General features: G+C 62.6%; 9 protein-coding genes and 1 tRNA gene. 8 read left to right on the forward strand and 2 right to left on the reverse strand.

The window, feature by feature from the left end:
• The first annotated feature begins 5 nt into the window (after positions 1 to 5).
• The 3 genes from selA to M0D68_RS08655 all read left to right on the forward strand — a co-directional run bounded on the left by selA (position 6) and on the right by M0D68_RS08655 (position 3,502).
• Positions 6 to 1,436, forward strand: coding sequence for an L-seryl-tRNA(Sec) selenium transferase (gene selA, locus M0D68_RS08645; protein ID WP_256457415.1), 1,431 nt, complete (start codon positions 6 to 8; stop codon positions 1,434 to 1,436).
• Entirely contained in the window at positions 1,433 to 3,349 is a 1,917-nt protein-coding gene (gene selB / locus M0D68_RS08650) for a selenocysteine-specific translation elongation factor (RefSeq protein WP_266224195.1), read from the forward strand. The genes selA and selB overlap by 4 nt, the downstream gene beginning before the upstream one ends.
• 57 nt (positions 3,350 to 3,406) lie before the next feature.
• A tRNA-Sec gene (locus M0D68_RS08655) sits at positions 3,407 to 3,502 on the forward strand.
• Positions 3,503 to 3,583: 81 nt separating this feature from the next.
• On the opposite strand, the gene M0D68_RS08660 is transcribed toward M0D68_RS08655, so the two are convergent.
• Both M0D68_RS08660 and M0D68_RS08665 read right to left on the reverse strand, forming a co-directional pair.
• Positions 3,584 to 4,621: a rod shape-determining protein gene (locus M0D68_RS08660; RefSeq protein WP_200653909.1), complete on the reverse strand. Its 1,038-nt coding sequence runs from the start codon at positions 4,619 to 4,621 to the stop codon at positions 3,584 to 3,586.
• A 287-nt stretch (positions 4,622 to 4,908) separates the two neighbouring features.
• A complete protein-coding gene (locus M0D68_RS08665; protein ID WP_266224196.1) occupies positions 4,909 to 7,836 on the reverse strand; it encodes an FAD-dependent oxidoreductase in 2,928 nt (975 codons plus the stop codon).
• A 145-nt stretch (positions 7,837 to 7,981) separates the two neighbouring features.
• On the opposite strand from M0D68_RS08665, the gene M0D68_RS08670 reads away from it, so the two are divergent.
• From M0D68_RS08670 to M0D68_RS08690, 5 genes are read left to right on the forward strand one after another with little or no spacing between them, the layout of a single operon-like run.
• Positions 7,982 to 8,875, forward strand: a complete 894-nt coding sequence (locus tag M0D68_RS08670; RefSeq protein ID WP_266224197.1) for a dihydrodipicolinate synthase family protein — start codon at positions 7,982 to 7,984, stop codon at positions 8,873 to 8,875.
• A 23-nt stretch (positions 8,876 to 8,898) separates the two neighbouring features.
• A complete protein-coding gene (locus M0D68_RS08675; RefSeq protein ID WP_200653183.1) occupies positions 8,899 to 9,741 on the forward strand; it encodes an ABC transporter substrate-binding protein in 843 nt (280 codons plus the stop codon).
• Positions 9,742 to 9,783: 42 nt separating this feature from the next.
• Positions 9,784 to 10,533 (forward strand): amino acid ABC transporter permease, encoded by a 750-nt coding sequence (locus M0D68_RS08680; protein ID WP_093635307.1) that lies wholly within the window; start codon positions 9,784 to 9,786, stop codon positions 10,531 to 10,533.
• A gap of 25 nt (positions 10,534 to 10,558) precedes the next feature.
• Entirely contained in the window at positions 10,559 to 12,001 is a 1,443-nt protein-coding gene (gene hydA, locus M0D68_RS08685; RefSeq protein ID WP_200620258.1) for a dihydropyrimidinase, read from the forward strand.
• 36 nt (positions 12,002 to 12,037) lie between these two features.
• Positions 12,038 to 12,787, forward strand: a complete 750-nt coding sequence (locus M0D68_RS08690) for a GntR family transcriptional regulator (protein WP_093635309.1) — start codon at positions 12,038 to 12,040, stop codon at positions 12,785 to 12,787.
• Positions 12,788 to 12,826: the final 39 nt, after the last annotated feature.

The following is a 12,826-nucleotide window of genomic DNA, read 5'->3' on the forward strand; positions in this document are numbered from 1 at the left end:
GCCTCGTGAGCGATGTAACCGGCTCTGAATTGCGGGCGCTGATGGCGCGTGTGCCGTCGGTAGAAAAGGTGATGGCGTCGGCCGAGTTTGCGGCGTTGCTGACCGAGTTCGGCCGTACTCAGGTGTTGGGTGCTCTGCGTGACGCACTCGACGCCTGGCGCGTCAGCGCGCAGTCCGGCGATGCGTCGGTGAGCGCGCTTGATATCGCGCAACTACAGGTCACCGTCGAGGCCACGCTGCGCCGCCGCAACGCGGCCCGCTTGCGCAGCGTCTTCAATCTGACCGGCACTGTGCTGCATACCAATCTCGGTCGCGCATTGCTGCCCGACGAAGCGGTGCAAGCCGTCATGAAGGCGCTCACGCAACCGGCCAACCTCGAGTTCGATCTCGGCACCGGCAAGCGTGGTGATCGCGACGACCTGATCGACGAACTCATCTGCGAACTGACCGGAGCCGAAGCGGCGACCGTCGTCAACAATAATGCCGCGGCAGTGTTGCTTACGTTGTCCGCATTGGCGTCGAAGAAGGAAGTGATCGTGTCGCGTGGCGAGCTGGTTGAAATCGGCGGCGCGTTTCGCATTCCCGACATCATGAACCGTGCGGGCGCGAAGTTGCGCGAAGTCGGCACCACCAACCGTACGCATCTGAAGGACTACGACGAAGCGATCAGTCCGCAGACTGCGCTGCTGATGAAAGTCCACACGAGCAATTACGCGATCAGCGGATTCACCAAAGAGGTAGGGGTCGACGCCATCGCGCCGCTCGCCCACGCACGCGGTCTTGCCGTTGCGGTTGACCTCGGCAGCGGCACGCTGGTCGATCTGACGCAATGGGGCTTGCCGCGTGAGACGACCGTGCGCGAAACCATCGAAGCCGGCGCCGACCTCGTTACGTTCAGCGGCGACAAACTGCTTGGCGGTCCGCAGGCGGGGTTGATTGTCGGCCGGCGTGATCTGATCGCCAAGATCAAGAAGCATCCCCTCAAGCGCGCGCTGCGGGTCGGCAAACTGACGCTCGCGGCACTGGAGCCCGTGCTGCAGATGTATCGCGCGCCGGAAAAACTCGCTGAGCGGCTGACCACGCTCCGTTTGCTTACGCGACCGAGCGACGATATCCGGCTCACCGCGGAGCGGGTGCAGCCTGCGTTGCAGCGTATGGCCGGCGATCGCTGCGTCATCGCGGTCGAGCCGATGTTCAGCCAGATAGGCAGCGGCGCATTGCCTGTCGATGTGCTGCCGAGCTACGGCCTTGTCGTCAGGACCGCCGACGGCAAGCGCAGCGGCCGTCAATTGCTCGCGCTTGAGAAGCGCTTGCGTGAGATGGCGCGGCCGGTCATCGGCCGTATTGCAGACGACGCATTGCGTCTCGATCTGCGCTGTCTCGAAGCCGCCGATGAAGCGCAGTTGATCGAGCAACTGAAGGACGTGCAGGCATGATCGTAGGTACGGCCGGGCATATCGACCACGGTAAAACGAGTCTGGTGAGAGCGTTGTCGGGCGTCGATACGGATCGACTCAAGGAAGAAAAGGCGCGCGGCATTTCGATCGAACTGGGCTATGCGTACGTGCCGCTCGACAACGGCGACGTGCTCGGCCTGATCGATGTGCCGGGTCACGAAAAGCTCGTCCATACGATGACCGCGGGCGCAAGCGGAATCGATTTCACGTTGCTCGTGATTGCTGCTGATGATGGCGTCATGCCGCAAACACGTGAACATCTGGCGATAGTCGAGCTACTCGGCATCAAGCGCGGCGCGATCGCGCTGACCAAGATAGATCGCGTTGATGCTGAGCGACTGCAGGAAGTGCATGACGAGGTGGCAGCGTTTCTGAGCGGCAGCGTGCTGCAGGACGCACCCATGTTCGACACCTGCGCGACGCGTGAAGATGATCCAGGCGTGGCCGCGTTGAAAGCGCATTTGCACGCCGCGGCAGTTGAGTGGCGCATGAGACGCGACGACGGTCTGTTCCGTCTCGCGGTCGACCGGGTCTTCACGCTCTCAGGCCAAGGCACGATCGTGACCGGGACCGTGGTGTCGGGACGCGTAGCGGTGGGCGACACGATGCTGCTTACGCCGAAAAATCAGCCGGTGCGTGTGCGCAGTATTCATGCGCAGAATCGTCCAGCCGAGACTGGAAGGGCCGGTGAGCGCTGCGCGTTGAATCTGGCGGGCATCGAGAAGAGCGCAATCGATCGTGGCGACTGGATTGTCGATCCACGTCTGTCAGAAGGCTCGGAGCGCATCGACGTCATGCTGACGCTGCTCGCCGATGCACCGTTGACGCTGGAGCATTGGGCGCCGTTGCATGTGCACCTGGGCACGCTGCATCAGGTAGCGCATGTCGCGTTGCTCGATGGCGAGACGCTTGGCGCAGGTCAGCGGGCGCGCGTGCAACTCGTGTTCGAACGGCCGGTGTGCGCCCTTCCTGGCGACCGCTTTGTCGTGCGCAATGCCCAGGCTAATCGCACGGTTGGGGGTGGTCATGTGCTCGATCCGTTTGCGCCTTCGCGGAAACGTCGCTCGGCGGAGCGGCTGGCGTGGCTCGATGCGATTCAGGTCATGCTCGACACCGGCGCGCTGGATTCGCTTTTGGCAAGGGCGCCGCATGGATTGTCCCGTTCGTTGCTGGAACGACTGACGGGTATCCCGGCGGCCGTGCTCGCGTTGCCATCTGACACACGCGTGGTGGAACTCCCCGGCGGTAATGACGCGTTGTTGATCGCCGATGCGTCATGGCGTGCCTTGAATGCGCGCCTGATTGCGGCGCTAAGGCAATACCACGAGCGCTCGCCAGACGAACTCGGCCCGGATGTCTCGCGCTTACGGCGGATCGCAGCGCCGCTCGTCGACGACGCACTGTGGCGTGCACTAGTCGACGATTCAGCGGCGCGCGGCGAGATCATCAGGCGCGGGCCGTGGTTGCATCTGCCGGACCACGCAGTGACACTCGACGACGCCGATCGCGCACTCGCGGCAGCACTGCTGCCGGCGCTGAAAGACGGGCGTTTCGATCCGCCCTGGGTGCGTGATCTGGCAAACGCACACGGCGTATCCGAAGACCGCGTGCGGCAGTTACTGCGCAAACTCGCGCGACAAGGCGAGCTTTTTCAGGTTGTGCGTGACCTCTTTTATCACCATGAGGTGATTCGCGAACTGGCTTTGATTGCGGGTTCCGAAGCAGAAAAGAATGCGGGTACGGTAGCGGCCGCGCCGTTTCGCGATGTCACTGGGCTCGGGCGAAAACGTGCGATCCAGCTTTTGGAATTCTTCGACCGGGTTGGATATACTCGCTTCCACCGTGGCCTCCATCTGATGCGCACGGATAGTCGTTGGCTCGAACTGAATTGATTCAGTGTTTGAGTTGCAGGGCGTGGTTCAGGTAGTTCAATTTGTTCAATCACCGTAGGAAGGCATTCGCATCCGGTGGTGCGGCTGGACTTCAAATCCAGTTGAGGGCGTCAGACGCTCTCAGGTCGGTTCGACTCCGGCTGCCTTCCGCCAGGACATTCCCGGAGCGAGGCAACGCTCGCTGTCGAGGCATGGAATCACAGTACCTGGTTTTCGATCGACATTCTGCTTCTGCTACACAAAGAAGTCAGGATCAAGCGTCTCGATTGCGAGCCCGGTGCCGCGAATAACACACGTCATCGGTTGTTCAGCGACCGCCACGGCCAGTCCCGTTTCCTCGCGCAGGCGCTGATCAAGGCCTCGCAGCATGGCGCTCCCACCGGTCAGCATGAACCCGCGATCGGCGATGTCGGCGGCAAGTTCCGGCGGGGTGCTTTCCAGGACGCGTCTTAGCAGCGATACGATTTGCCCGAGTGGCTCGGCGAGCGCTTCATATACCTCCTGGCTCGATAGGGTCATGGAGCGTGGTATGCCTTCCGCCAAGCTGCGGCCGGTCACCCCCAAAAACAGGTCGTCCCTTGGCGGAAGGGCGCAGCCGATCTCCAGCTTGACCCGTTGCGCGGTGTGTTCGCCGATCAGCAAGCCGTGCGTGCGGCGAACATAGTTAACAATGGCCTGGTCAAACGTGTCGCCTCCCACGCGGGCGGATGCTCCACGCACGACGCTGCCGAGCGCAATGACGCCGATTTCAGTCGTGCCGGCGCCAATATCGACGACCATGCAACCCGTGGCATCGGAAATAGCGAGCCCAGCGCCGAGGGCTGCGGCCAGCGGTTTCGCGAGCAGCGCAACGTGGGACGCACCGGCACCATGTATCGCTTCCTTAAAGGCTCGGCGCTCCACCTGGGTCGCGTCACCCGGAACGGTGACGGTGATTCGTGGCGCGTTCGCCCGCCATCGGCCTTTGCAGGCGTGACGCACGAATTGCCGGATCATCTGCTCGCTTGCCGAGAAGTTTGAGATGACGCCGCCGCGAATTGGCGTGACGGCTTCGATGTTCTGCGGCAGCCGGCCGAGCATTCTCCTCGCCTCGTCACCCACGGACAGCGTCGGACGACCGCGCGCTCTTAACGAGTTGTGTCCATGAGTACACAGCACAGACGCCTGATTCAGAACGACGCCGGCCCCGGAGATGTGAATTCGCGTGTTCGCTGTTCCTACGTCGAGGGCGAGGTCAGTTGGACGAAGGCGCAACAAGCCCCTTATTGACATGAAAAGTGCGTAGCTGTGACCCGATGATTCATTCTTGGCTTTCCGGATGCGTTGTTGAGTGGTTATGTGTGCGGAAGCGTCATAGATCCAGGGCGTGTTTAGCGCTATTCCGCGTTTCGCGGCAGACGGTAAGACGAAGTTCCACACGCAATGCCTTCACAACCGGCTTACGGCCCAGGCGAAGTTGCAATCAAGGGCGATTTACGTAGGTGTTTTCTGAAATTTATGTCAGTTAATCCCGCTCTTGGGTAGTCAGGATTTTTCGGGCAAGTGAACTTGAATATGCTTCATGCTGACGCAAAGCGGCTGAGCAAAAAGGGCGCGACGTCAAGTTCGGGCGTACGTTGGAGAATGAGATCGGTGACCAACTGCGACACGATTGGGGCAAGCGTGTAGCCGTTCGACGTCACGGCATTGAAGAAGCCGGGAACACCTTCAACGGGGCCGACAATGGGCGCGCCGTCGATGTCGATATTCATGCCGGCCCAGGCGCGCACCATGTGCATTCCTTTGAGCGCGGGCAGCACGTGGCTCGCGACCCAGGCATTGCCTTCGATGCTCTCGCGCATTGCGTGATTCATGCGCCGCGCGGGGTCGAACGCGGCGGTCCAGCCGCCGCCGATCAGGATGCCGCCGGTCGCGGTCTGCTTCAGGCTCAAGTGGCGGTCGGCGTGGGCGATCAGATGGTCGACGAGCTTCGGCGCGGGTTCCGTGGCGATCATCTGCAACGGCGTGCCCGCCACCGGGACGTGCACGCCGAGCATCGCGCCGATTTCTTTCGCCCAAGCGCCAGCGGCATTGACCACGACACGTGAACGAATCCAGCCGCGGTTCGTGTCGACAGAAAAGCCGTCGCGATCACGCATGATCGCCGTGACGTTGGTCGCACGCTGGAAGCGCGCGCCCTGCGCGCTGGCAAGGCGCATGACGGCATACGTTGCGCGCAGCGGATTGATCTTGCCTTCCATCGGGCAATATTCGGCGCCGAGCAATGCGGGCGAAAGATGTGGCGACAACGCGAGCAGGCTGCGCGTATCGAGTAGTTCCGCTTCGATGCCGAACTGTTTCTCGAGCGCGATCTTCTGCTCGAGGAAGCGCATGCCAGCCTCGCTGTCGGCCACCATCAAACCGCCGGTCACACGAATTTCGAGGTTGTCGCCGCTTTCGCGTTCGAGCTGCTGCCAGAGCCGCACTGACGCAGGGCCGAGCGCAAGCGTGTTGGCTGCGGGCATCCCGCCCGCGCGCGCCTTCTTGCCGAAATCGAACGACAGGAGTTGCACGTGCAGGCTGCCCGCGTTTGCGCCGGACGCTTGCAGGTTGAGATCGTCGCGGTCTACCACCAGCACATCGCGGCCGGCACGGCTCAGAAAATGACCAAGACATGCACCCATCACGCCGCCGCCGATCACGAGAATGTCGGTCGTCTGATCGCCCAGTGCGGGTTCTTTTACAGGCCGGGCAATGTTCGGCGTGGACGCCTTGCGATGGCCACCCCATTCGGGCTTCTCGAACGCGAGCGCGGCGAGCGGCGTGGGACGTATTGGCACACGCGGTGCGAGAAAATGCATGACCTCGCGCGCACGGCCAGTCGATTCCTCGATGAGCTTCGCGCAACTCGCCGCGCAATTGCGGCCCTGGCAGCGGCCCATACCGAGGCGGGTGTTGCGCTTGATCGACGCAAGCGTGTCGTGGCCGGCGGCGAGCTGGTCGACGATCACGCCCTGCGTCACGTCCTCGCATCGGCAGACGATCGTGTCGCGCGGCACATTCGCGATATGCGGCGTCGGTGCGGCGAAAATCTTCCACAGCGCGGTCTGGAACCGGTCCGCGCGCCCCAACGCGCGGCGTGCCGCAGCACGCGATCTCTCGGCGTCCGCCGTTGACTGAAGACGTAGCGCATCCGCCGCCGCGTGGCCCGCGAGCGTCCCGCGCGCGAGCGCGACCCGGGCGCCGCCGATGCGTGCACCGTCGCCTGCCGCAAACACGCCTGCGATGCTCGTCTGCCCGTTTGCGTCGATGTCAGTGGCGAGATGTCCAATGCCTCTGTCGACGAACGAATGCGTGCAGCCGAGCGTCCGTGCGATATCGGTCGTCGGTGCGAAACCGTCACCAACGCACAGGGTGTCACAGGAGAGGGGGATGGTTTTGTCGTCGCAAATGTAGGTAACCTCTTCGAGCCGCTGCTTGCCATGCGCCTCGAGCCCGCGTGTGTTCCAGACCACCGGCACGTTCGCGGCGCGCAGCGTAGCGAGGTAAGCGGCGCCGTCGCGAATCAGGCTGGGCGCTTCGCGGGTCGCTATAAGCAGTTCGCGCCACAGGCGCAAGCCGGGCTGCGGCGCACTTTCGAGAACCGCCACGACGTTCGCACCGCCGGTCACCAACTCGGCGGCAAGTTGCAGGTTCAGCGGCCCGTTGCCCGCAATGACGATCCGCTCGCCCGGCGCCACGCGATACGCCCGCGCCAGCGTTTGTGCGCCACCGGTGGTCATCACGCCGGGCAGGGTCCAGCCCGGGAAGGGCGTGGTGTATTCGTATGCGCCGGGAGCGAGCACGATCTGCTGCGGACGGAACACGACGCTTGCGCCATTTACGATCACGCCGATTTCGTGCGGGCCGAATGTGCCCCAGACGAACGCCTCCGACGTGAGCGTGACGCCCATCGTTCGAGCACGCCGGATCAGCGCTGCGCCTTCGCGGAACTGTCGATCGAGTTTGCTGGCCTGCTGGCTCGGGGCGATCTGCTTGAAAAACTGGCCGCCCGCCATGGGGCGCTCGTCAATCACCTCGACCGATGCACCACGCGAGCGGGCCGCGCACGCCGCCGATAGTCCTGCGGGGCCGGCGCCTACCACCAGCACGTCGACAGTGACCTCGCGCGGCTGCGTGCCTTCAGGCGTCGGTGCGAGCGGCACATGAGCGCCGGCGTTGGCGCGCTCAGTGCCTTGCGCGGTGACCTGCATGCCGTCCGCCGCCTTCGTCATGCAGGCGCGTTGTCCCTGTTTGCCGTCCACGCACACGAGGCACTCGAAGCAGTTGCCCATGCCGCAATACAGCCCACGCCGCGCCCCATCGCGTGTCTCCCGATACATCCCACAGCCGGCGTCGGCAAGCGCCGCGGCAATGGACTCACCCTCCAGCGCGCGGATGCGCTCGCCGTCGTATTCGAACGAAATGAGCTTGCCGGATGGCGCGATGTGCGATTTTTTTAGACGCATCAGAAACCTTGTTGCATTGGGCTTTGCACGTCTTCCAGACGGAGGCCGGAATTTGAAAAACTTGACGTATGGAATTTGTATACAAATGCTATACAAACAATATGCAAACTCAAAGCGCTCAAAAAAACCGGATTTCAGCTCTACGATGAAAACTTTTCGCGGCACCTATACCGTTCTGATTACGCCCTTTACCGCCGACGGCAAGCATGTCGACGTGCCAGCTCTGCGCAAGCTTGTGAACTGGCAGATCGAAGAGGGGATTCATGGGCTCATTCCGCTCGGCAGCACGGGCGAATTCCTTTCGCTGAAGGATGCGGAGCGGCTGGAAGTGGCGCAGACCGTGATCGAGGCGGCGGCGGGCCGCGTGCCGGTGCTGCTCGGTACGGGGATGGAATGGACCGACGACGCCATTGCCCGCTCGCGGGAAGCGCAGGAACTCGGTGCGGACGGCGTGATGGTCATTCCGCCGTTCTACAGCACGCCTACCGAAGACGAACTCTTTGAGCACTACCGTCGGATCGGCGAGTCGATCGATCTGCCGATCATGATTTACAACAATCCAGCCACGGCGAACGTCGACCTCAAGCCGGAACTCGTCGCGCGCCTGTCGCACATCGACAACGTGAGCTACATCAAAGAGTCGACGTTGGAGGTCACGCGGGTGCGCGACATCGTCGAATTGTGCGGTGACCGCATGACCGTGTTTGCGGGGATTCTCGGCTACGAATCCATGTGTGTCGGTGCGCAGGGCTGGGTGGCGGTGTGTTCGAACCTGCTGCCGAAACTTTCCGCCCGGCTTTACGAATGCACTGCTGTCGAGCGTGATCTCGACGCGGGACTCGCGATTTATCGCGAAATCCTGCCGATCGTGCGTTGGGTTGGTGGTCATCGCTATGTCTCGGCAAGCAAGGCCGGCCTCGAGATGATGGGCTTGCCCGTGGGCGCGCCGCGCGCGCCGCGTCTGCCGCTGCCGCAGGCCGATCGCGAACTGCTACGCGCCGACCTTGCGGCGCTCGGCGTCCTGAACACGCTGTCCTGATTCTTTTCCCCCTGGAGAATTTCATGTCCTTCCGCTCGTTTGCCCGTCCGTTTCTGCTTTCAGGCGCACTCGCGCTTGCTGCCGCGTTGAACGCACAGCCGGCCGCTGCCGCGTGCACGTCGTCGATTCCCGCCGACGCGCTGATCAAGAAAGGCGCGCTCATCATGTCGACCAACCCGACGCTGCCGCCGCTGCAATACACCGACGGTTCCGGGCAACTGAAGGGCATGCGCATCGAATTGGGCGAAGAGATCGCCAGGCGTCTGTGCCTCACGCCCGAATACGTGAAGATCGATTTCGACGCGATGGTGCCGGGTCTGCAAGGTGGCCGCTGGGATGTCATCAATACCGGCATTTTCGTGACTGACGCGCGAACCCGCATCATGCAGATGATCCCGTACGAGAACCAGGCGATCAGCATTTCCGCCACCTCGTCGAATCCGTTGAAGATCACGAAGACGGACGACCTCGCGGGGCACACGGTGGCCGTCGAGATCGGTGGTTTCGAGGAGGCGCAGGCGCGCGCGATGATGAAGGATATGACAGCGCGCGGGTTGACGCCCTTCACGCTACGCACCTTCGACACGTTTTCGATTGCTTATCAGGCGCTGGCCGCCGGCCAGGTGGACGCGGTCGTCTCGATCGACGCGGTGGCCGGCGAATACCAGAAGCGCGGCGGCTTTGCGCGTGTCGTGTCCGGCATTCACCCGACGCCGGTCGCGCTTGCAGCGAAGAGCCCGGCTCTCGCGAGCGCGATCGCCGGCGTGCTCGACGAGATGCAGAAAGACGGCAGCTACCAGAAGCTGTTTGCGAAGTACGGCATGAAGCCGCTCGATGCGCCAATCGCAGTCGCACAACCGAAGTGATCGCCGCACGAACACGTTGACTACACCTGCAGGAGTCGAGCAATGAGCAAAGGATGGAGCTGGGACGGTTTCGCCTCGTACCTGATCAGCCCGTACTTGATCGGCGGCGCGTTTCAGACCATCTGGCTGACGCTCGTGGCGATCGCGGGCGGCCTTGTTCTCGGTTCGCTTATCGCGTTCGCGCGGTTGTCCGGGAAGCATTGGCTGTCAGCGCCGGCTGCGTTCTACGTTTGGGTTTTTCGTGGGACGCCGCTGCTGGTGCAACTGATCATCCTGTACACGGGGCTGCCGCAGGTCGGGCTGCGTTTCTCCGTGATCGAGGCGGCGCTCATCGGCTTGATCCTTAACGAGGCGGCATATCTGGCCGAGATTATCCGGGGGGGCATTATCGCCGTGCCGCGCGGGCAGACCAGCGCCGCGAAGGCACTCGGCCTGAATGGTGTGCAGACTATGAGCCAGATCGTCTTCCCGCAAGCGATGCGGCTCATCGTGCCGTCGCTTGGCAATAGCGTGAACAGCCTGCTGAAGACGACCTCGATCACGTCGGTGATCTCGATGGAAGAACTGCTCAGACGCACGCAGGAACTCATCCAGGAACGCTTCATGGTGCTCGAGCTGTTTGTCGTGGCCGCGCTTTACTACCTGCTGATGACGACAGTCTGGAACTTCTTCCAGCGCAAGATCGAAGCCTATTACGGGCGTGGCTATGCTGGGCACGCCACACACCGAAGCGGCTGGCGCGCATGGCTCTCGGCGCGCCGTACGCTGCGCGTAGCAGCACGCTCTCATTGATTTCGGAGAAACACTCGTGACCGCTATGTACCAGTCCAGCTTCGACACGGTGATTCTCAACGCGCGCATCGCCACGGCGGCCGATCTCTACACCGCCGATATCGGCATCCTCGATGGCGTTGTTGTCGCCATCGGCCGCGATTTGCCCAACGGCCGCGAGACGATCGATGCCAGGGGCCGCTTCGTCACGCCAGGCGGTGTGGACGCGCACGTCCATCTCGATCAGCCCACGTCCGACGGCTCGAAAATGGCGGACGATTTTCTGACCGGCACGCGCTCAGCAGCCTGCGGCGGCACCACGACGGTCATCCCGTTCGCGCTGCAGTTCAAGGGGCGCAGCGTGCGCGCGGCGGTCGAGGACTATCACACCCGGGCCAACGGTAAGGCCTCGATTGACTATGCGTTCCACCTGATTGTGTCGGACCCGACAGAGGCGGTGCTGAAGGACGAACTGCCGGCACTGATCGCGGACGGTTATACGTCGATCAAGGTCTATATGACCTACGACGACATGAAGCTCGACGATCGCCAGATCATAGACGTGCTCGCCTGCGCGCGTGTTCATGGTGCGATGACGATGGTCCATGCGGAGAACAGCGATTGCATTGGCTGGTTGACCGAACGGCTGCTCGCGGCCGGGCTCACCGCGCCGAAGTATCACGGCGATTCGCGGCCGATGCTGGTCGAGCGGGAAGCGACTCATCGGGCGATTGCGTTGTCCGAGGTGACGGAGGCGCCGATTCTGATCGTCCATGTCTCCGGACGGGAGGCGATCGAGCAGATTCACTGGGCGCGCGGCCGGGGTCTGCCAATCTTCGCGGAAACCTGTCCGCAGTATCTTTTCCTCAGCGAAGAAGACCTCGCGCTCGAAGGCTTCGCCGGCGCGAAGTGCATCTGCAGCCCGCCGCCGCGCGACAAGGCGAACCAGCAAGCCGTATGGACCGGATTGCAGAACGGCATGTTCACGATCGTGTCGTCGGACCACGCGCCCTTTAACTACGACGATCCGCACGGCAAGATGCTGCACGGTGCCGCTGGCGGCTTCCATCAGGTGCCCAACGGCATTCCGGGCCTCGAAACACGACTGCCTTTGCTGTTCTCGGAAGGAGTGCTGGCAGGCCGGATCGACATCAACCGCTTCGTGCAGCTCACGTCGACGAACGCGGCGAAACTGTACGGACTGTATCCGCGCAAGGGCGCGATCGCGGTCGGCAGCGATGCCGATCTGGTGATATGGGATACGGGTATTGAACGTACGATCCGCAACGACGAGCTTCACCATGCAGCCGATTACACGCCCTACGAGGGGCGCGAAGTGCGTGCGTGGCCCGCGATGACGCTGAGTCGAGGCGTGACCGTGTGGGCGGATGGGCAGTTCCGCGGGCAGGCCGGTCATGGACAGTTCCTGCGATGCGAGCGCCCCGACGTTGTAACATCGCAGGTCAAAGCCGGGACTGCCGCCATCTGAAGGCGGATCCGGCGGAAAAGAGAACTACCCGCAATCATGAAAAAAACAGACACGAAGGCAGCCGTAACGGGCGTGAAGAAGGCGACGAGGAAATCAACAGGCAAGCTGCCGCAGCCGGATACGCCGTCCATACAGACAGAGGAAACGCTCTCCGAAACGCGTGTCGCGAGCCTCGGCGAGCGCGCCTACCGGCGTTTGCGCGAGATGATCCTGGATCGTGAGCTGGAGGCGGGCGCGCTACTCAATGAGTTGCGTGTCGCCGACCAACTGGAAATGTCGCGTACACCTGTTCGCGAAGCGCTGATCCGGCTCACCGGCGAAGGTCTGCTGGTGCGCGCCGACGCGCGCAGTTTTGCGGTGCGCACAGTGTCTACCCGCGAGTTTTTCGAAAGCATGCGGGTTCGTGAAGTACTCGAAGCACAGGCGATCGATCTCGGCATCCAGCGGCTCACGCCCGCGGCGATCGAGGCGCTGGAAGAGAAGGTTCACGCGCTCGAGGTCGGCAAGCATACGGAAGTCGAGCATCGTGAACTGGATGATCTGCTGCACAGGACGATTGCAGAGGCGTCGGGCAATGCCGTTCTCGTCCAGATGATCACGATGATGCGGCTGAATGCACGGCTCTTTCGCGTGACGAGCCATCTTCACCGGCAGCAGGAGAATCACGTCGAACACCTAGCGATCCTCGCCGCGCTGAAGTCGCATGACAAGGTGGAAGCGCGCAATGCGATGATCAGCCACATTCGCGGACTTCAGGACGACGTTATCAAGGCGATAACGGGGTAACCGCCGCTGGGTCTTACGTTCGAAGATCCGAATTCAAAT

It is taken from the genome of Paraburkholderia sp. SEWSISQ10-3 4 (assembly GCF_030464785.1).
Classification (GTDB): Bacteria; Pseudomonadota; Gammaproteobacteria; order Burkholderiales; family Burkholderiaceae; genus Paraburkholderia; species Paraburkholderia aspalathi.